Genomic DNA, 19,824 nt, shown 5'->3' on the forward strand with positions numbered 1-19,824 from the left:
GCTTCAGAAACAAAAAATCCAGGTACAAAAAACCGCCTCTTTCGAGGCGGTTTTTTTATTCAGCCGACAACCGGTTTATTCAGCCAGTTTGAAGGTGATGAAGCTGGCGCGACCTTGACGCAAAACCCGCATCGACACCGAGCGGTTCTTTGGCAGCGCCTTGGCAATCTCCGTGAACTCCTTGGCGGAGCCGATCGCCTGGTTGTTCAGGTGAGTAATCACATCACCCGCCTGCAAGCCGATCAGGGCAGCAGGGCCATCCTGAACATCCTTGATAACCACACCACCTTTGAGGTCGAGGGCTTTCTTCTGCTCATCGGTCAACTCGACCACGGAAACACCCAAGCGATTGCTGCTGCGCTCAACGCTGGATTTCGGCAGGGCTTCCAGCTCTTTGCCTTCTTCGGGGATAGCGCCGACGGTCAGCTCGAGGTTCTTGCGTTTGCCTTCGCGAATCACTTCAAGATCGGCTTTTGAGCCAGCCTTCAGCGCGCCCACCAGGTGTGGCAGATCGGCGGACATGACAATGGGTTGACCGTTCATGCTGAGAATCACGTCACCCACTTGCAGGCCACCCTTGGCAGCCGGACCGTCATCCTGGATCTGAGCCACCAGCGCACCGGCCGGTTTCTCGAGACCGAACGACTCGGCCAGATCCTTGCTCACTTCCTGGATCACGACGCCCAACCAGCCACGACTGACTTTGCCGCCGCTCTTCAGTTGATTGGAAACGTCCATCGCCACATCGATAGGGATTGCGAACGACACGCCCATGAAGCCGCCGGAGCGGGTGTAGATCTGCGAGTTGATGCCGACCACTTCACCAGCCAGGTTGAACAGCGGACCACCGGAGTTACCCGGGTTGATCGGTACGTCGGTCTGGATGAACGGCACATAGTTTTCATTCGGCAAGCTGCGGCCGATGGCGCTGACGATACCTTGAGTCACGGTATGATCGAAACCGAACGGCGAACCGATGGCCACGACCCACTGACCGGCCTTCAGGTCCTGCGATTTGCCGAGCTTCAGAACCGGCAGGTCCTTGCCTTCGATTTTCAGCAAAGCGACGTCGGAACGCGGATCGGTGCCGATCAGCTTGGCCTTCAATTCACTGCGATCGGCGAGGCGCACAAGAATCTCGTCGGCATCGGCGATTACGTGGTTGTTGGTCAGGATGTAGCCATCAGGCGAGATGATAAAACCCGAGCCCAGGGATTGAGCCTCACGCTGACGATCGCCGCGAGGGGAGCGTGGCTGCTGCGGCATGCCCCGCTCGAAGAACTCGCGCAGCATCGGCGGCAAGCCTTCAAGGTCAGGCATTTGCTCGCTGGAGACCTTACGGTCCGGCAGCTTCTGGGTAGTACTGATGTTAACCACCGCGGGCGAGGCTTGCTCGACCAACTGCGTGAAGTCAGGCAACTCGACCGCTTGCGCAGCGACCGCCTGACCGAGCAGCAGCACGGTGGCAAAAATGGAGAGATAAGACTTCAAGCGTGGTATCGACATACGGCTCCCGTTACGACGAGCATGGTTAAGCGATATGGAGCAAGGAACACCGGAAACGATACGCCGGTATTTTTGTTCCGGGAACAACAAACAAGGCCAGAGCCGAGGGGCTCTGACCTATAAAAAATTTTCGGAATATTTGCAAATGAAAATGCTCGGCAAAACATTTCGAGGCATCAATAGCGGGGCAGACATTGCAGCCCCCCCACCCAATCCAAACCTCGATTGATGAGCATGGCTGATCAGCTCACTGCTTGCTCGAAACCGCGGCATCGTTGCGCATGGATAACGCAATCCGTTCGGCGGTGCCAATCGGTATTTCACCGACCACGGTCACCATCATCTCGCCTTGCGGAGTCGTCAAACGACGGGAAACAGCAACGGTTGGCCCCAGCTGGGTGCGCGTGTCGGTGACTGACGCCCCATTCAATGGCTCAAGGAACACCGAGAATCGGGCTAGGCCATCGTCGTACATCAGACTGTTGACCTGCGCCTTGGTCTCCGGATCCTTGTGCGAAGTGCTGCTGGTCAGCTCGAAACCTGGCGGCAGCCAGTCCGAATGCCACACCTGCGCGGTTTTGACGGCGGAAGCCTGGTCACTGTCGAGGGAAATGGCTTTGCAATCAGGACCTGCCTGCAAATCGCCTTCGGAAGGCACATCGGCAGTATCCAGTCGGGTGAACTGAAACCGCTCCAACAGTTGCCCTTTTTCATTGAGCAGCAACGACTTCAACGGCAGGCCGGTTTCCTTGTCCAGGTGCAGCTCGAAACCGTAGCGGTGCTGATCGCGAGGCGTCAATGACACGATCACTGCCGAACGCCCAGCCACACGCGACTTGCCGATGACAGCAAGGTCATACCAATTCTTTAGCTTTTGAGGATCGAGCGCACGAGCGGTGGAGTTGGATGAATCCCCCAGACCTGCTATCAGGGTGCCGCTCACGCATTGAGTATGTCCATCAATGCGCACGACTTCTTGTGCCGAGCCGTCGAGCTGGAGTAAGCGCTCGCGGACCTTGCCATCCTGGACGCGGTGCCAGATGTTATGGGTAGAGAAACTACCGTTACGCTCGTAGACGAAAGTACCGTGAAAGCTTTGCTGTTGCTCGGCCTGCCCCAGACGTTTCAGCCAGTCCTGGGCTTCATCGGCATGGGCTGGAACAATAAACCAGCCACCAAGCAGAAGCGAAAGTAGAGGTATGGCGCGCATGATCCTCCTTAGCGGTTTTCCAGGCTTGCTGCACGAGCGTAAGGCAGAGCGCTCTCAGTTCCTTTCAGTGCAGCCTGTTGAGCATGTTGGCGCAAGTAGCCTGGCAGACGCTGATCATGCCAGCCTGGCTGACCTTGCAATACACCGTTGGCCATAGGGCCAGTGGCATCCGAACTCTCATTGTAGCCTGCCAATACAGCAGGGCCCTTGACCTGAGGAACGGCCAGACCCGGTTGACTGGATTGCTGAGCCAGCTCGACGCCAGCGATCTCGTCCTGGTTGTACAGACGAACACCCGCCAGTACGGCAACGGTCACCGAAGCAGCAACTGCCAGACGACCCAGGCTGCGCCATGGACCGCGGGAGGCTTTTGCCGGCACGGCTTCGTCAGCCAGCGCAGCAGAGACTGCCGCAGCGATGTCCAGACGAGGAAGCAGCAGGTCCTTGTGCATGACTGCCCGAGCGATCTGATAACGAGCCCAGGTTTCACGGGTTTCAACATCGTCGAAGGCATTCAACACCCGACGCAATTCCAATTCGTCCGCTTCGTTATCCATCACTGCGGACAGCGATTCCTGCAGGGCTTCACGACTCATGGCGTTCCTCTCTTGGCTGTCGCCGCTGTCTTTAGTTTTCCTGCAACAACGGCTGCAGGGCTTTATCGATGGCCTCCCGAGCGCGGAAGATTCGGGAGCGCACGGTACCCACCGGACACTGCATGACGCTGGCAATGTCCTCGTAACTCAGACCATCGAATTCACGTAAAGTTAAAGCCGTACGCAAATCTTCCGGCAGTTGCTGAATGGTTCGATGGACGGTGCCTTCGATCTCATCCCGCAGCAATGCACGTTCTGGCGACTCGAGATCCTTGAGGCCATGATCGCCATCGTAGAACTCTGCATCCTCGGAACTGACATCGCTATCCGGCGGCCGACGGCCGCGTGAAACCAGATAGTTTTTCGCCGTGTTGATGGCGATACGGTAAAGCCACGTATAAAACGCGCTGTCTCCGCGAAAATTACCAAGTGCACGGTAGGCCTTGATAAAGGCTTCCTGTGCGACATCCTGGGCTTCATGGGTGTCGTGCACGAAACGCACGATCAACCCGAGAATTTTGTGCTGGTATTTCAGCACTAGCAGATCGAAAGCTCGCTTGTCGCCGCGTTGAACGCGCTCGACCAGCTGCTGATCCTCTTCCTGGGTTAGCATGAACACTCCTCGATAAGCTCGGAGGAGGCTTGCATCACTGAAAGACCAGACTTGCAAACATAGACTCGGGCTTTTCGCAAAAGTTCTCCCCCTCCAAGCAAGTTTCCTGCGGGCTCTGACCTGGCACGCACGAAAAGCGCAGTGCGGCATGACCCGGCTGCGCGAATAATCTTGTCCATCGGATTCATCAGCAAGGACCCCAACCGCAAGTCCCGCACCGAAACCGATACTGTCCCTTGTTTCAGACAACCGTCTATTGATCTTGGGCCTTTGGCAAAAGTTCCATATTTATAGCGGCTTCAATCCAACATTGTGTAACTTTGAAGAGAAAAAGACTGTTAAATCCACGATACAGTTACCTTGTCGCCTAAGCAGCCAGAAAACTTCCGACGAAGCGTCCAGCCTTTTCCGTCACAGTAGTTTCACAATGCCATGTGAGCCCGGCTATTGTGCCGCTCCCCCCCTCTATATACTAGGGGGCTGTGCGGTTGTCTGACCTCGCCTGTCCAGATGTCCAGCGCCACCCCGATCCGGGTCGCTTTGAGCGGAATCCTGAAATGAGCCAACAGTTTCAACACGATGTTCTGGTAATTGGCAGCGGTGCTGCCGGCTTGAGCCTTGCGCTGACCTTGCCCGGTCATTTGCGTATCGCTGTATTGAGCAAAGGCGACCTCGCCAACGGCTCGACATTCTGGGCCCAGGGCGGCGTCGCTGCCGTTCTGGATGATACCGATACAGTCGAATCCCACGTCGATGACACCCTCAACGCCGGTGGTGGCCTGTGCCATGAAGACGCGGTGCGCTTTACCGTCGAGCACAGCAGAGAGGCGATCCAATGGTTGATCGACCAAGGCGTGCCCTTTACCCGCGATGAACAATCCGGCACTGAAGACGGTGGTTTCGAGTTTCACCTGACCCGCGAAGGCGGCCACAGCCATCGGCGCATTATTCACGCCGCCGATGCGACTGGCGCAGCGATCTTCAGAACCTTGCTCGACCAGGCTAAACAGCGTCCCAACATCGAACTGCTGGAGCAGCGGGTCGCGGTTGATCTGATCACCGAAAAGCGCCTCGGCCTTGAAGGCGACCGCTGCCTCGGCGCCTACGTACTCAACCGCGGCACCGGTGAAGTCGACACCTACGGCGCGCGCTTCGTGATCCTTGCATCGGGCGGCGCGGCCAAGGTCTACCTCTATACCAGCAACCCCGACGGCGCCTGCGGTGATGGCATTGCCATGGCCTGGCGTTCGGGTTGCCGGGTGGCGAACCTGGAGTTTAACCAGTTCCACCCCACCTGCCTTTATCACCCGCAAGCCAAGAGTTTTCTGATCACCGAAGCCCTGCGCGGCGAAGGCGGGCATCTGAAGCTGCCCAATGGTGAACGCTTCATGCAGCGCTTCGACCCACGGGCCGAACTGGCACCTCGGGACATCGTCGCCCGCGCCATCGACCATGAGATGAAGCGCCTGGGTATCGACTGCGTCTATCTGGACATCAGCCACAAGCCCGAAGACTTCATCAAGACGCACTTTCCGACGGTCTATGAACGCTGCCTGGAATTCTCCATCGATATCACCAGGCAACCGATCCCGGTGGTTCCGGCGGCGCACTACACCTGCGGCGGCGTGATGGTCGATCAGCGGGGCCGCACCGACGTACCGGGTCTGTATGCGATTGGTGAAACCAGCTTCACCGGCCTGCATGGCGCCAACCGCATGGCCAGCAACTCGCTGCTGGAATGTTTCGTTTACGCCCGTTCGGCGGCGGCGGACATCCTTGAACAGTTGCCACAGGTGTCGATTCCGGTCGCCCTGCCCGTCTGGGATGCGAGCCAGGTCACCGACTCCGACGAAGACGTGATCATTGCGCACAACTGGGACGAACTGCGGCGATTCATGTGGGACTACGTCGGCATCGTACGCACCAACAAGCGTCTGCAACGGGCTCAGCACCGGGTACGCCTGCTGCTGGACGAAATCGACGAGTTCTACAGCAACTACAAGGTCAGTCGGGATTTGATCGAGCTGCGTAACCTGGCGCAGGTGGCCGAGTTGATGATTCAGTCAGCCATGGAGCGCAAGGAAAGTCGCGGCCTGCATTACACCCTCGATTACCCGAACATGTTGCCGGTTGCCCTGGACACTATTCTGGTGCCACCCACCTACGCCGACTGAACTTGAGCCGAACCCGCAGGCGTCGGTGCACATCCGCCGCCTGCGAATCCCGCGGCACGCATATCGCCCTGATGCGTCGCTCGCCCCGCAGACGAAAGCGCAGCACCACGATCAGCGGCAGCGCCAGGCTGTCCGGCCGCAGCTGCACGGGCTGCCAACCCACCGCTTGACTCCACAACTGCCAGCCATCGGCATCGCGACGCAAGCCGCGAAAGGCGTGCGCGTGTGTCAGCAGAATGTGCCGCGGCAACGCCCAAAAACCGTGAGCCACGCACAGCACAAGGCCGAGCAGGCTGGCCCAGGGCGGTATAGAAAGAAGAAGCAACGAACCCAGCGCGAACAGCTGGGCCAGAAGATAGGCCGCCAGCAATTGCCGTGAGGCATGCCAGCGGCATTCGAACGCGTTACTTGGGCTGGACACGATCCAGGATCATGCGAACCATACGCTGAAGCTCCGGATCTTCCGATTCGGCGCGTTCCATGAACCAGCCGAACATGTCCTGATCCTCGCATTCGAGCAGCCTGACGTAGCACGCGCGATCAACCTCGTTGAGGTGCGGGTAAACTTCTTTCACAAACGGCACCAGCAACACGTCAAGTTCAAGCATGCCGCGGCGGCTGTGCCAGTAGAGGCGATTCAGTTCAACATCTTCGACCATGGAGCGCTCCTCAAATAGGCCGCAAGTATACAGCCCCAAGACGAGCCGAACAGTCGGCTTTGGTCAGGCACCGACGATCCTTTGTGAACTACCCATTTCAAGGGCGCCCCCTTATGATGTCCCTCGGACTCTTTACCCTGCGATGACCCATGGCCGATTCTGCTTTTTTCTGCACCCTGTCTCACGAAGGCGTTCTCGCGGTACGCGGCGCGGATGCCAGCAAATTCCTGCAAGGCCAATTGACTTGCAACCTCAATTACCTGAGCGACACCCAGGCCAGCCTTGGCGCGCGCTGCACGCAGAAAGGCCGGATGCAGTCGAGTTTCCGCATTCTGCTGGAAGGCGACGGTGTGCTCATGGCGATGGCCACTGAACTGCTGGAGCCGCAACTGGCGGACCTGAAGAAGTACGCAGTGTTCTCCAAATCCAAATTGACCGATGAAAGCGCCGGCTGGATTCGTTTCGGCCTCGAGCATGGCGATGCGGCACTGGCCAGTTTGGGCCTGGCGCTGCCGGCAGAAACCGACAGCGTCGTGCGCAATGACGGTCTGATCGCCCTTCGCGTCTCGCCGGATCGCGCTGAACTCTGGGTTCGTGCCGATCAAGCCAACACCATCAAGGGCAAGCTGTCCGCCCTGTTGGCCGAAGGTGATCTGAATCAATGGCTGCTGGGCCAGATCCGCGCCGGGATCGGGCAAGTCATGCCGAGCACCCGCGAACTGTTCATCCCGCAGATGCTCAATCTGCAAGCCGTTGGCGGTGTGAGCTTCAAAAAGGGTTGCTATACCGGCCAGGAAATCGTCGCGCGCATGCAGTACCTGGGCAAACTCAAGCGCCGCTTGTATCGTCTGCAACTGGAGGCCAGCGAATTGCCGGAGCCCGGCACCCCACTGTTCTCCCCGACCCATGGTAGTTCGATCGGTGAAGTGGTGATCGCTGCTCGCGCCGAGCAAAACATTGAACTCCTGGCGGTGCTGCAAGCCGAAGCTGCAGAAGATGGCAACCTGCACCTTGGCGCACTCGAAGGTCCGGGCCTGCATCTGCTCGACCTGCCTTACCAACTGGATCGTGATCGCGAAATCCAGCGTTAACAGCAGCACTTGTCGCAATACCCTAGAGAAAAGAAATGAGTGAGCTGGCGGATAAGGTCCAACAGGATTTGGTTGAGGCCATCGATAATGATGACCTGGTTCTGCCAACGTTACCGGAAGTGGCCCTGCAGATTCGCAAGGCCGCCGAAGACCCGGAAATCAGTGTCAGCACCCTGAGCAAAGTGATTGGTCGCGATACCGCGCTGTCCGCGCGACTGATCAAAGTGGTCAATAGCCCGTTGCTGCGCGCGACCCAGGAAGTGACTGATCTGCACACGGCCATCACCCGGCTGGGGGTCAATTACAGCAGCAACCTGGCCATCGGCCTGGTGATGGAACAGATCTTCAATGCCCGTTCCGAAGTGGTCGAACAGAAAATGCGCGAGGTCTGGCGCAAAAGCCTGGAAATCGCCGGCGTCAGCTATGCGTTGTGCCGCAGTTACACACAACTCAAGCCTGATCAGGCAGCCCTTGGCGGCCTGGTGCATCAGATTGGTGTGTTGCCGATCCTGACCTACGCCGAAGATCACTATGAATTGCTGTCTGACCCGGTCAGCCTCAACCATGTGATCGACCGGATTCATCCGCTGCTCGGCGATAAATTGCTCAGGGTCTGGGAGTTTCCGGAAATGCTGGTGCAACTGCCTGGGCAGTATCTGGATTTCAAGCGGCAATCGGAGCGGGTCGATTATGTCGATCTGGTGCAAGTGGCCAGCCTGTACTGCCACAAGGACACTGATCATCCACTGGCGCGTATCGACCCGCTCAGCGTGCCGGCCTTCAAGAAGCTGGGGATCGATCCGGATAACGAGGCGATATGCAAGGATCTGGAAGGGTCGCGGTCGATGTTTTACTGATTGTGAACACCAGCAACTGTGTTCACTCTCCGGCAATAAAACTCACCCGCACCTTCAGCCCCGCCCGCTCACCATCGTGCAGGCTGACCTGCGCCAGGTGGGCGCGGCAGATCTCGCCAACAATCGCCAGGCCCAGTCCCGACCCGGCCACCTGCTGGTTACGCCGGTAAAAACGCTCGAACACCCGGTCCCGCTCTTCAAGGGGAATCCCCGGGCCATCGTCCTCGACCTCCAGTACCGCCGGTGCCATGACCCGTAGGATCACATTGCCGCCCGGCGGCGTGTGAGCCAATGCGTTGTCCACCAGATTGCTCAACAGTTCGTTCAACAGCGTCGGTTCACCGCGCAGCCATACCGGTTCGTCGGCTTCCAGCGCCAGTGCCACGCCGCGTGCATGGGCCAACGGCGCCATGGCCATGCCCAGTTCACGGGCCAACTGACTGAGGTCGAGCAGCTGCGCACCGCCCTCGGCGATTGCCCGGGCGCCATTCTCGACCCGTGCCAGCGAGAGCAATTGATTGGCCAGATGGGTCAGGCGATCCGTGCCCTGGGCGGCGGTTTCCAGGGTGCTGCGCCAGATTTCGGGTTCGTTCGAGCGCAAGCCCAGTTCGAGTCGTGCCTTGAGCGCCGCCAGCGGCGTGCGCAGTTCATGCGCGGCATCGGCGATGAACTGCGCCTGGCGCTCGAACTGCCCGCGCAAACGCTCGGTAAAGTGATTGAGCGCGCGCACCAGCGGCCCCAACTCATGCTGCACTTCCACCAGCGGCAAGGGTCGCAAGTCATCGGGTTGACGCTCTTCCACCGCCGTACGCAAGCGTTCCAGCGGACGCAGCGCCGCACTGACCGCAAACCACACCAGCAGCAGCGCACCGATCGACAGCATGCCCAGGCGCAACAACGTGTCAGCCATCAGGCTGCGAGCCATGCGGACCCGCGCCTCATCGGTTTCCGCCACGCGGATTTCCGCCATGCCGTTCATGTTCGGTTCGCTGACCGCTTTGAGCAGGCTGACCACTCGCACGTTCTGCCCTTGATAGGTGGCGTTATAGAAACGCGCCAGCGCCGGGTAGTCATCGGTGCGCGGCGTTCCCGGCGGTGGTGCCGGCAAGTTTTCGTAGCCCGAGATCAGTTTCTGATTGATGTCGTTGACCAGGTAAAAAATTCGCCCGGCACTGTCGTAGGCGAACGTATCGAGGGCCACGTAAGGCACGTTGGCACTGAGGCTGCCGTCGTGTTGGGACAGGCCTGCGGCGATGGTCCGGGCCGAGGCCAGCAAGGTCCGGTCATAAGCGGTGTCGGCGGCTTCGCGACCGTTCCAGTACGCGCTCAGACCACTGGCGAGCATCAACACCACCAGCAACAGCGCGAGGTTCCACAGCAACCGCCAACGCAGGCTGCTGAGCTTATGCATCGCGGCTTTCCAGCAAATAACCAAGGCCGCGGAACGTCACAATGGCCACCGGCTGACCATCGAGCTTCTTGCGCAAGCGGTGGACGTAGATCTCGATGGCATCAGGACTGGCTTCTTCGTCCAGACCGAAGACTTGGGCGGCCAGTTGTTCCTTGCTCATCACTCGACCCGGACGGGCGATCAGCGCTTCGAGTACCGCCTGTTCGCGGGAGGTCAGGGTCAGCAGCTCTTCGCCAAGAGTGAAGCGCCGGGTGTCCAGGTCATAGGCCAGCACGCCACAACGCTGCTGGCGCTCACCGCCGAGCACACTGCGGCGCAGCAAGGCTTTGACCCGGGCTTCGAGTTCTGTCAGTTCGAAGGGTTTGGCCAGGTAATCGTCAGCCCCCAGATTCAGGCCATGGACCCGATCCTTGACGTCGCTTCGAGCGGTGAGCATCAACACCGGCAGGTTCTTGCCCCGGGCCCGCAAGCGCGCCAGCACTTCAAAACCATCCATGCGCGGCAAGCCGACATCGAGGATCGCCACGGCGTACTCCTCGCTGTTCAAGGCCAGGTCGGCCGCCACACCGTCGTGCAGCACATCCACCGTCAACCCAGTGCTCTTGAGCGCCTGGGCGACACTTTCGGCAAGCTGCAGATGGTCTTCGACGAGCAGAACACGCATGGATCTTTACCTCATTCAGGGATGGTCGACGCCATTCTTTGGCGCGGAGTTTACAGCCGCATCCGTCGCTGTGAAGCCCGAAAACCGTGAAAGTCAGCTGAAAGGTTAGCGAAAGGTTGGCCGGTTAGAGTCCAGCCACGGACAGTTTCGACTGCCGTCGCTGTACGAAAAACGCCCCGAAGCGTTTTCGCCAATAAGAACAATAAACGGAGTAGATCACCATGCTGTCCATGCAGCTTCAGGCTCGCCCGCCTGTTCGTTTTTCCCGCCTCAGCCAGACCGCCCTTGCCAGTGCCGCCGCCCTCGCCGGCTTTTCACCGTTGAGCCAGGCTGCCTTCTTCGAAGACAGTACGGCAACCTTCGAAACCCGCAACATGTATTTCAACCGCGACTTTCGCGACGGCACCAGCGCCCAGCAATCCAAGCGAGACGAATGGGCCCAGGGGTTCATGCTCAATCTGCAATCGGGTTACACCGACGGCACCGTGGGGTTCGGCGTCGATGCGCTGGGCATGTTGGGGGTAAAACTCGATTCGAGTCCGGACCGCACCGGCACCGGCCTGTTACCGACCCATGACGACGGTCGCGCGGCCGACGAATACTCCAAGCTCGGCCTGACCGGCAAAGTGAAAATCTCCGCCACGGAACTGAAAATCGGCAGCCTGATTCCGGAACTGCCGATCCTCAAGCCCAACGACGGGCGCATTTTGCCGCAGACCTTTGAAGGCGGCCTGCTGACCTCCAAAGAGATCAAGAACCTGACCTTTACCGGCGGGCGTCTGGAGAAAGCCAAGGATCGCGACAGCACCGACTTCGAGGACATCGCCCTCAACAACAAGAACAGCCGCTTCGCCGGTACCGTGGCCGGCAAGCACTTTGACTTTGGCGGCGTGGACTACAAGTTCACCGACAAGATCACCGGCAGCTACCACTTCGCCCAACTCGATGAAGTCTACAACCAGCACTTCCTCGGCGTAGTCGCTTCGCAACCGTTCGGCCCTGGCACTTTCGGCACCGATCTGCGATTGGCCATCAGTGACGACGAGGGCGCGGCCCGGGGTGGCAAGATCGACAACAAATCCCTCAACGGGCTGGTGAGCTACGCCTTGAACGGGCATAAACTCAGCGCCGGCTATCAGCACATGTCCGGCGACAGTGCCTTCCCGTATGTCGATGGCAGCGATCCATACCTGGTCAACTTCGTGCAGATCAATGACTTTGCCGGCGCCGAAGAACACTCCTGGCAAGCGCGTTACGACTATGACTTCGCCAAACTCGGCATTCCCGGCCTGAGCTTCATGAGCCGTTATGTGAGTGGCGACAACATCAAGCTCAAGAACGGTGACGAAGGCAAAGAGTGGGAGCGCAACACCGAGATCAAATACGTCGTACAAAGCGGCGCCTTGAAGGATGTCGCCGTCCGCCTGCGCAATGCCACCTACCGTTCCAATTACTCCGCTCGCGATGCCGATGAAGTGCGTCTGCTGGTGAGCTATAGCGTTGCACTTTGGTAATTCAGTACGTCCATAACAAAAACTCCAAGGAGACTTGAATGAACTTATCACTGCGTAAAGTTGCTCTGGCCGCCGGCGTCATGCTGTTTGCCGGCCAATTGCTTGCCGAACCCAAACGCCCGGAATGCATCGCCCCGGCCTCGCCGGGCGGCGGTTTCGACCTCACCTGCAAACTGGCGCAAAGCGCGCTGGTCAACGAAAAACTGCTGACCAAACCGATGCGTGTGACCTACATGCCCGGCGGTGTCGGCGCGGTGGCCTACAACGCGGTGGTCGCCCAGCGCCCGGCTGATGCCGGCACGCTGGTGGCGTGGTCCAGCGGTTCGCTGCTGAACCTGGCCCAAGGCAAATTCGGGCGTTTCGATGAAAGTGCAGTGCGCTGGCTGGCCGCCGTTGGCACCAGTTATGGCGCCATCGCAGTGAAAAGCGACTCGCCCTACAAGACCCTGGACGATCTGGTCAAAGCCCTGAAGAAAGATCCGAGCTCCGTGGTGATCGGTTCCGGCGGCACCGTCGGCAGCCAGGACTGGATGCAAACCGCCCTGATCGCCAAAGCGGCCGGGATCAACCCGCGCGACCTGCGTTACGTGGCCCTCGAAGGTGGTGGCGAAATTGCCACCGCCTTGCTCGGTGGCCACATCCAGGTTGGCAGCACCGACATCTCCGACTCCATGCCACACATCCAGAGCGGCGACATGCGTCTGCTGGCGGTGTTCTCCGAGAAGCGTCTGGACGAGCCGGAAATGAAAGACATTCCGACCGCTAAAGAGCAAGGCTACGACATCGTCTGGCCGGTGGTTCGCGGCTTCTACCTCGGGCCAAAAGTCAGTGACGAAGACTACGCCTGGTGGAAAGACGCCTTCGACAAACTGCTGGCCTCCGAGGATTTCGCCAAGCTGCGCGATCAGCGTGAACTGTTCCCGTTCGCCATGACCGGCCCGGAGCTGGACACCTACGTGAAGAAGCAGGTCGCGGACTACAAAGTGCTGGCCAAAGAGTTCGGCCTGATCCAGTGATCGCCTCTGTCTAGCGGCTGCGGCCCCGGTTCTCGGGGTCGCGGCCCAGGAGTTTCCCATGCTCTTACAACGCATTTTCGCTTCGGTGCTGTTGCTGGCCTGTGTCGGCCTGGCACTGATGGCATGGCCGTATCAAGCGCCTTTTTCCTATGAGCCTGTCGGTCCTCGGGCCTTCCCCTTGCTGATGCTTGGCCTGATGGGCCTGGCTTTGCTGTACATGGTATTTCGGCCGGCGCCAATCGTGCACAGCGACGACGAGCCGCAACTGGACCGCGAAACCCTGATCAAAATCGGCCTCTGCATCGTGCTGTTGCTGGTGTTTGCCGGGACCTTCGAACCCCTTGGCTTCATCGTCGCCAGCATTCTGATCGGGATCCCGATGGCACGCCTGTATGGCGGCCGCTGGCTGCCCAGTACGGTGATCATCAGCCTGATGGCTATCGGTCTTTATCTGCTGTTCGACAAGTTGATGGACGTGCCACTGCCACTGGGCGTGCTCGACGTTCTGGAGAACTGACATGGATACTCTTGGCTATTTGGGTCAGGGCTTCGGCGTCGCGCTGAGCCCGTATAACCTGGTGACCGCGTTGTGCGGCACTCTGATCGGCACCGTCGTCGGCCTGTTGCCGGGGCTGGGGCCGATCAACGGCGTGGCGTTGCTGATTCCGATCGCGTTTGCCCTCGGCCTGCCACCGGAGTCGGCGTTGATCCTGCTGGCGGCGGTGTACCTGGGTTGCGAATACGGCGGCCGGATCAGCTCGATCCTGCTGAATATTCCGGGCGAAGCCTCCACCGTGATGACCACCCTCGACGGTTATCCGATGGCCCGCAAGGGTCTGGCGGGTGTAGCGCTGTCGCTGTCGGCGTGGAGTTCGTTCATCGGTGCATTCATCGCGACGTGCGGCATGGTGCTGTTCGCCCCGCTGCTGGCGAAATGGGCGATTGCCTTCGGGCCGGCGGAGTACTTCGTGCTGATGGTGTTTGCGATTGTCTGTCTCGGCGGCATGGCCGGCGACCGACCGCTCAAGACCTTCATTGCGGCGCTGATCGGTCTGTTTCTGTCGAGTGTCGGGATCGATGCCAACAGCGGTGTATACCGTTTTACCGGGGATAACATTCATCTGACCGACGGCATTCAGTTTGTCGTGCTGGTATTGGGCCTGTTCTCCATCAGCGAAATCCTCCTGCTGCTGGAAAAAACCCATCACGGCCAGGAAGCGGTAAAAGCCACCGGGCGCATGATGTTCAACTTCAAGGAAGCCTCGGCGGTGTTCGTGGTGAACATCCGTTGCGGTGTGCTGGGCTTCATCATGGGCGTGTTGCCGGGTGCCGGCGCGACGTTGGCCAGCGCCGTGGCCTACATGACCGAGAAACGTATCGCCGGCACCAAGGGCACTTTCGGACAAGGCGACATGCGTGGCCTCGCGGCGCCGGAAACCGCTATCGGTGGCGCAGCCTGCGGTGCCCTGGTGCCGATGCTGACCCTTGGCGTTCCGGGCTCGGGGACCACGGCGGTGATGATCGGCGCGCTGTCGCTGTACAACATCACCCCGGGCCCGCTGTTGTTCCAACAGCAACCGGACATCGTCTGGGGCCTGATCGCGTCATTGTTCGTTGCCAACGTGATGCTGGTGATCCTCAACATCCCGATGATCCGCATCTTCACCCGCATCCTTGCCGTGCCGAACTGGGCGCTGGTGCCGGTGATCGCCATCATCACCGGGATCGGCGTCTACGCGGTGCACGCCACCACCTTCGACCTGTTCCTGATGATCGGCATCGGCATTTTCGGCTACATTCTGCGCAAGCTGGACTTCCCGTTGTCGCCCGTGCTGCTGGGCTTCATTCTCGGTGGGTTGATGGAGCAAAACCTGCGTCGCGCGCTGTCGATTTCCAATGGTGCACTGGAAATCCTCTGGTCGAGCCCGATCACGTTCGGTTGCTGGGTGCTGACTGCAATCATGTTGCTGATGCCACTGCTGCGTATCTGGCGCAAACGTTCGGTCGCCCGGCGCGCTATTGCCGATGTCTGATCGCCCCCCGTTCAAAAGCTGGTGGGGAACACCGCTGGTCGGTCTGCTGGGCGGTTACCTCGCCAGCCAGATCGGCTGGCCGCTACCGTGGATGGTCGGCTCGTTGCTGGCGATCATCCTGGTGCGTTGCCTGACCCCCTGGCAATTGGCGGAAATTCCGGGCGGGCGCAAGTGCGGCCAGTGGGTCGTCGGCATCGGCATCGGACTGCACTTCACCCCGGTGGTGATGGAGCAGGTGCTGAGCCACTTCGGCCTGATCTTCTTCGGTGCGTTGGTCACTAGCCTGTCGGCTGTAGTCGGGGTGTGGTTGATGCGGCGTACCGGTGAGGATCGCGCCACCGCATTCTTTTCCAGCATGCCCGGCGGTTCCGGCGAGATGGTCAACCTTGGCGCCCGCAATGGCGCGGTGCTCAGCCGTGTCGCGGCGGGGCAGAGTCTGCGGGTGCTGGTGGTGGTGCTGTGTGTGCCGGCGGCCTTCAAGTATCTGTTGGGCGACGGTGCGCCGGTCTTGCATCCAACGACCGTGGACTGGTGGTGGCTGGCCATTCTGTTCCCGGCGGGCGCCCTTGCCGCCTGGATCTGGGAACGGCTGCGACAACCCAACCCCTGGCTGTTCGGACCGCTGCTGGTGAGTGCGGCGGTCAGCATTGGCTGGAACTTGCACATCGGGTTGCCCAATGGCGGCAGTCAGATCGGCCAGTGGCTGATCGGCAGCGGCTTGGGTTGCCACTTCAATCGGCAGTTCTTCCGGCGGGCACCGTCCTTCATGGGCCGGACCCTGCTCGGCACGGTGTTGACCATGTTGATCGCCACCTTGGCGGCGCTGGGGTTGAGTGCGCTGACCCAGCTGGATCTGCGTTCGCTGACTCTGGGCATGATGCCCGGCGGGATTGCCGAGATGAGTTTGACGGCGCAAACCCTGCAATTGTCGGTACCGTTGGTGACGGCGATGCAGGTGATGCGGTTGTTGTTTGTGTTGTTTCTGGCGGAGCCGTTGTTTCGGTACTGGAACCGGGAGCCGGATTCTCCCTGATATGAGTCCTGTGGCGAGGGGGCTTGTCGGAACGCCGCATCGCCCCGTTCGGCTGCGAAGCAGTCGTAAAATCTGAGGGCTTCGGTGTGGCTGGTTTTGGGGCCGCTGCGCGACCCAACGGGGGCAAGCCCCCTCGCCACAATCTTCAGACTGGCGGCAACCGCCACTCGATCGGCGTCTCGCCATTCTGTTCCAGAAACTTGTTCGCCCGGCTGAAGTGCCCGCATCCGAGGAAGCCGCGATAGGCGGACAGCGGCGATGGATGGACTGAGGTCAGCACCAGGTGTTTGGTGGCATCGATGAGTTTCTGTTTGCTCTGGGCATGTGCGCCCCACAGCAGGAACACCAGATGTGGCTGGTGCTCGCTGACCACTTCGATAATCCGATCGGTAAAGTACTGCCAGCCCTTGCCCGCATGGGCGTTGGCATTCGCGCGCTCCACGGTCATGGTGGTGTTGAGCATCAACACGCCCTGCTCCGCCCAACTCTGCAGGTAACCGTGATTGGGGATGTCGATGTTCAGGTCGCGTTTCAACTCTTTATAAATGTTCACCAGCGATGGCGGCGCCGGTACGCCCGGTTGCACCGAGAAGCACAACCCATGGGCCTGACCCGGGCCGTGGTAAGGGTCCTGACCGAGGATGACCACCTTGACCTTGTCCAGTGGCGTGGAATTGAGCGCATTGAAAATCAACGGCCCCGGCGGATAGATCTCCTTGCCCGCCGCGCGCTCTTGCTGCAGGAATGTGCGCAACTCTGCCATGTAGGGCTGGTCGAATTCAGCACGCAGGGCCTCCTTCCAGCTCGGTTCGAGTTTGATACGGTCGTCAGCAGTCATGGTTACATCCGGCAAAAACAATGGGGCGAACCCTAGGAAACCCTATCTCCCTTGTCAATTGATCTGAGGCAGATCCGGCATTTTCCTATAGAGCGATCATACTGAACGCTCAAATTCCCGATCGAGGTCACGATGAATCTGCACTTCGAAGAACTCACCGGCACCGACGGCGCACGCATCGGCATTGCCAGCCTGGATGCCGAAAAGACCCTCAATGCCCTCTCTTTGCCGATGATCAACGCCTTGCGCGATCAACTGGATGCCTGGGCCAAGGAACCACAGATCGTTTGCGTGCTGCTGCGCGGCAATGGCGCCAAGGCTTTTTGCGCTGGCGGTGAAGTACGCAGCCTGGTGGAGGCGTGTCGTGCCCATCCCGGAGAAGTGCCGCCCTTGGCTGCACACTTCTTTGCCGCAGAATATCGCCTCGACTTCAAACTGCACACCTACCCGAAACCACTGATCTGCTGGGGACATGGTTACGTGCTGGGCGGTGGCATGGGGCTGCTGCAAGGGGCGAGCATTCGGATTGTCACGCCAAGCAGCCGGCTGGCGATGCCGGAGATCGGCATCGGCTTGTACCCGGACGTCGGCGCCAGTTGGTTTCTGTCACGGTTGCCCGGCAAGCTCGGATTGTTTCTCGGCCTGACTGGCGCACAGATGAACGGTCGCGATGCGATCGATCTGGACCTGGCGGACCGCTTTCTGCTCGATGAACAACAGCAGGAACTGATCGAAGGCTTGCTGCAATTGAACTGGCAGGAACAGACACCCATGCAGCTCAACAGCCTGCTCAAGGCCTTGCAGCAGGAAGCGCTCGCGCAGATGCCCGACGCGCAATGGCTGCCACGACGCCAGCACATCGACGAGCTGCTGGATGTCAGCGATGTCTGTTGTGCCTGGAAGGCCATCGGCGGGCTGCGCGATCACTCCGACCTGCTGCTCAGTCGTGCCGCCAGGACCATGGTTGAAGGCTCGCCGCTGACCGCTCATCTGGTGTGGGAACAGATCGCCCGTGCCCGGCATCTGTCACTGGCTCAAGTCTTTCAGATGGAATACACCATGAGTCTCAATTGCTGTCGTCATCCGGAGTTCAGCGAGGGGGTGCGGGCTCGGCTGATCGACAAGGACCAGAAACCTCACTGGCACTGGCCAGACATCAATAATGTGCCGGAGGCCGCGGTGGAGGCGCATTTTCACAAGGTCTGGGAAGGTCGGCATCCTCTGGCCGATCTGTCGGAATACTGAAAATCGGGCACAAAAAAAGCGGCGCTTCATGCGCCGCTTTTTATTGAACAATTTACCAGCGGCCTCCTCGGCCATCGTGATCGCCTCTTCCGCCACGGTGATCCCGACCACTATGGCCTCGATAGTCATCGCCCCGGCCACCTCGGTTATGGCCGTCCCAACCACCGCGGTCATGACGGTCCCATCCGCGATTCTGGTAGCCGCGGTAGTCGTAATAGCGCGGTGCCGGTTGATAAACCCGCGGCTGATAGTAATAACGCGGCGATGGCTGGTAATACCGTGCAGGCGGTGAGTAATACCTGCGCGGAGCCGTGTAGTAACCACCATCGGAGTAGTAGGCCCCACCGCCGGAGTAATACGGCGCTGGGGACGTGTAGACCTCGGAACGGTAGTAGCTGTCTCCTCCATCGGAATAGGGCACGCACGCACCAAGAGACAATCCCGATAGAACAATCAGCAGAATTTGGCGGAGATTTTTTCGACAGAGCATGGCGGCCTCCTGGACCGCGAGTGAGCCATACCAGCGACGCTGGCAGGCGACAGTCAATGGTTCGGTGACTGTCGAAATATCAGACAGTGAAATCGGAATCTGGTGCGTTTTCGCAACAAGTTGAAACAAGTAGCCGATGAAAGGTTTTTCATCTACCCCATAAGAAAACGGCGCGTCCGGGAGGCCGGATGCGCCGTTGTCTTCATGGGCCGATCAGTGGTGCCCACGATAGGGGCCACCGTGGTAATGACGGGGCCCACTGAAATAATAGTAGCGATAGCCGCCGTAAAAACGCGGGCCGCCGTAGTAGTAAGGTGAGTAGTAGTAACCGGGGTAGTAATAGGGTGTCGGATAAATATCGGCGCCACCTACATAGTAGTAACAGCTGGCCAGGCCCAAACCAAAAAACACACTGAGCAATATTTGGCGGAGCTTTTTTTGACAGAACATGGAGGCCTCCTGAAAGACCTGCAACAGCAGTCGACTCACACCTGTTTGGACTTTCAAACCTGCACCGAGTGCCAGACCCCGCCGGCCTTCAGATCAGCGGCCAGCCGTCCTTCTACGGTGCATGTCCAGGCGCCAGCGCACCATGACAAGGCAAAGCGCCCTGCCCTGTTTATCTCCCCCTCCCTTCCATGCCCCCAGCCAGAGGGCTCGAGCCAACTTGGCACGGCTCTCGCTTAACCAAAGACGTGCAGGAGTCATCACAGGTTCGCGGCACCACAATTTGCAATGGCTGACTAGGGTTCCGGCTCGCAATCGCGAGTGGCTGGTCCGAGAGTTGGCGACCTCCAGTTGAGGTTACACGGCGGGACAAAAGCCCGGGAGACAAGCCACCGTTCGCGGTGCCGCTGCCTTCCTGTCCGCCCTT

The 19,824-nt window shown here is 59.6% G+C and carries 20 protein-coding genes and 1 riboswitch; of the genes, 9 read left to right on the top strand and 11 right to left on the bottom strand.

What is annotated here, in order from left to right:
* Positions 1–75: 75 nt before the first annotated feature.
* From ACZ9BB_RS17600 to rpoE, 4 genes are all read right to left on the bottom strand, one after another.
* Complete coding sequence (locus ACZ9BB_RS17600; RefSeq protein ID WP_476214860.1) at positions 76–1,506, bottom strand: DegQ family serine endoprotease; 1,431 nt, start codon at positions 1,504–1,506, stop codon at positions 76–78.
* 247 nt (positions 1,507–1,753) lie between these two features.
* Complete coding sequence (locus ACZ9BB_RS17605; protein WP_476214862.1) at positions 1,754–2,716, bottom strand: MucB/RseB C-terminal domain-containing protein; 963 nt, start codon at positions 2,714–2,716, stop codon at positions 1,754–1,756.
* Between the two features lie 8 nt (positions 2,717–2,724).
* Positions 2,725–3,312 carry a sigma-E factor negative regulatory protein gene (locus ACZ9BB_RS17610; protein ID WP_476214864.1) on the bottom strand — a complete coding sequence of 196 codons (588 nt, stop codon included), beginning with the start codon at positions 3,310–3,312 and terminating at the stop codon, positions 2,725–2,727.
* Positions 3,313–3,343: 31 nt separating this feature from the next.
* The gene (rpoE, locus tag ACZ9BB_RS17615) at positions 3,344–3,925 is read right to left on the bottom strand and encodes an RNA polymerase sigma factor RpoE/AlgU (RefSeq protein ID WP_003172477.1); all 582 of its coding nucleotides are present in this window, start codon (positions 3,923–3,925) and stop codon (positions 3,344–3,346) included.
* 557 nt (positions 3,926–4,482) lie between these two features.
* On the opposite strand from rpoE, the gene nadB reads away from it, so the two are divergent.
* Positions 4,483–6,099 carry an L-aspartate oxidase gene (nadB, locus tag ACZ9BB_RS17620; protein WP_476214866.1) on the top strand — a complete coding sequence of 539 codons (1,617 nt, stop codon included), beginning with the start codon at positions 4,483–4,485 and terminating at the stop codon, positions 6,097–6,099.
* On the opposite strand, the gene ACZ9BB_RS17625 is transcribed toward nadB, so the two are convergent.
* Together ACZ9BB_RS17625 and ACZ9BB_RS17630 are read right to left on the bottom strand one after the other, a co-directional pair.
* Positions 6,068–6,520, bottom strand: a complete 453-nt coding sequence (locus tag ACZ9BB_RS17625; RefSeq protein ID WP_476214868.1) for a protein YgfX — start codon at positions 6,518–6,520, stop codon at positions 6,068–6,070. The genes nadB and ACZ9BB_RS17625 overlap by 32 nt on opposite strands.
* Complete coding sequence (locus tag ACZ9BB_RS17630) at positions 6,504–6,758, bottom strand: FAD assembly factor SdhE (RefSeq protein ID WP_007898624.1); 255 nt, start codon at positions 6,756–6,758, stop codon at positions 6,504–6,506. The genes ACZ9BB_RS17625 and ACZ9BB_RS17630 overlap by 17 nt, the downstream gene beginning before the upstream one ends.
* A gap of 149 nt (positions 6,759–6,907) precedes the next feature.
* On the opposite strand from ACZ9BB_RS17630, the gene ygfZ reads away from it, so the two are divergent.
* Both ygfZ and ACZ9BB_RS17640 read left to right on the top strand, forming a co-directional pair.
* Positions 6,908–7,849 carry a CAF17-like 4Fe-4S cluster assembly/insertion protein YgfZ gene (gene ygfZ / locus ACZ9BB_RS17635; RefSeq protein WP_476214870.1) on the top strand — a complete coding sequence of 314 codons (942 nt, stop codon included), beginning with the start codon at positions 6,908–6,910 and terminating at the stop codon, positions 7,847–7,849.
* Positions 7,850–7,884: 35 nt separating this feature from the next.
* Positions 7,885–8,706 (top strand): HDOD domain-containing protein, encoded by an 822-nt coding sequence (locus ACZ9BB_RS17640; protein WP_476214872.1) that lies wholly within the window; start codon positions 7,885–7,887, stop codon positions 8,704–8,706.
* Positions 8,707–8,728: 22 nt separating this feature from the next.
* Here the strand turns inward: ACZ9BB_RS17640 and ACZ9BB_RS17645 are convergent, their stop codons facing one another.
* Both ACZ9BB_RS17645 and ACZ9BB_RS17650 read right to left on the bottom strand, forming a co-directional pair.
* Positions 8,729–10,117, bottom strand: coding sequence for a sensor histidine kinase (locus tag ACZ9BB_RS17645; RefSeq protein ID WP_476214874.1), 1,389 nt, complete (start codon positions 10,115–10,117; stop codon positions 8,729–8,731).
* Positions 10,110–10,781, bottom strand: a complete 672-nt coding sequence (locus ACZ9BB_RS17650; protein WP_476214876.1) for a response regulator — start codon at positions 10,779–10,781, stop codon at positions 10,110–10,112. The genes ACZ9BB_RS17645 and ACZ9BB_RS17650 overlap by 8 nt, the downstream gene beginning before the upstream one ends.
* A gap of 221 nt (positions 10,782–11,002) precedes the next feature.
* On the opposite strand from ACZ9BB_RS17650, the gene ACZ9BB_RS17655 reads away from it, so the two are divergent.
* Genes ACZ9BB_RS17655 through ACZ9BB_RS17675 form a run of 5 tightly spaced genes read left to right on the top strand, consistent with a single transcriptional unit; the run spans position 11,003 to position 16,377 of the window.
* A complete protein-coding gene (locus ACZ9BB_RS17655) occupies positions 11,003–12,295 on the top strand; it encodes an OprD family porin (protein ID WP_476214878.1) in 1,293 nt (430 codons plus the stop codon).
* Between the two features lie 38 nt (positions 12,296–12,333).
* A complete protein-coding gene (locus ACZ9BB_RS17660; protein ID WP_476214879.1) occupies positions 12,334–13,311 on the top strand; it encodes a Bug family tripartite tricarboxylate transporter substrate binding protein in 978 nt (325 codons plus the stop codon).
* Between the two features lie 58 nt (positions 13,312–13,369).
* Complete coding sequence (locus tag ACZ9BB_RS17665; RefSeq protein WP_476214881.1) at positions 13,370–13,828, top strand: tripartite tricarboxylate transporter TctB family protein; 459 nt, start codon at positions 13,370–13,372, stop codon at positions 13,826–13,828.
* A gap of 1 nt (position 13,829) precedes the next feature.
* Positions 13,830–15,344, top strand: coding sequence for a tripartite tricarboxylate transporter permease (locus tag ACZ9BB_RS17670; protein WP_476214883.1), 1,515 nt, complete (start codon positions 13,830–13,832; stop codon positions 15,342–15,344).
* Positions 15,337–16,377 carry an AbrB family transcriptional regulator gene (locus ACZ9BB_RS17675; RefSeq protein WP_476214885.1) on the top strand — a complete coding sequence of 347 codons (1,041 nt, stop codon included), beginning with the start codon at positions 15,337–15,339 and terminating at the stop codon, positions 16,375–16,377. The genes ACZ9BB_RS17670 and ACZ9BB_RS17675 overlap by 8 nt, the downstream gene beginning before the upstream one ends.
* Before the next feature lie 145 nt (positions 16,378–16,522).
* Here the strand turns inward: ACZ9BB_RS17675 and ung are convergent, their stop codons facing one another.
* Complete coding sequence (gene ung, locus ACZ9BB_RS17680; RefSeq protein WP_007941426.1) at positions 16,523–17,215, bottom strand: uracil-DNA glycosylase; 693 nt, start codon at positions 17,213–17,215, stop codon at positions 16,523–16,525.
* A 132-nt stretch (positions 17,216–17,347) separates the two neighbouring features.
* Between ung and ACZ9BB_RS17685 the strand changes: the two genes are divergently transcribed.
* Positions 17,348–18,460, top strand: coding sequence for an enoyl-CoA hydratase/isomerase family protein (locus ACZ9BB_RS17685; RefSeq protein ID WP_476214887.1), 1,113 nt, complete (start codon positions 17,348–17,350; stop codon positions 18,458–18,460).
* A 52-nt stretch (positions 18,461–18,512) separates the two neighbouring features.
* Here the strand turns inward: ACZ9BB_RS17685 and ACZ9BB_RS17690 are convergent, their stop codons facing one another.
* Both ACZ9BB_RS17690 and ACZ9BB_RS17695 read right to left on the bottom strand, forming a co-directional pair.
* Positions 18,513–18,950 carry a hypothetical protein gene (locus tag ACZ9BB_RS17690; protein WP_476214889.1) on the bottom strand — a complete coding sequence of 146 codons (438 nt, stop codon included), beginning with the start codon at positions 18,948–18,950 and terminating at the stop codon, positions 18,513–18,515.
* A 213-nt stretch (positions 18,951–19,163) separates the two neighbouring features.
* On the bottom strand, positions 19,164–19,400 hold the full coding sequence (locus tag ACZ9BB_RS17695) for a hypothetical protein (RefSeq protein WP_476214890.1): 237 nt from the start codon (positions 19,398–19,400) through the stop codon (positions 19,164–19,166).
* Positions 19,401–19,682: 282 nt separating this feature from the next.
* Positions 19,683–19,783, top strand: a riboswitch (guanidine-I (ykkC/yxkD leader).
* Positions 19,784–19,824: the final 41 nt, after the last annotated feature.

It is taken from the genome of Pseudomonas sp. TE3552 (genome assembly GCF_056278945.1).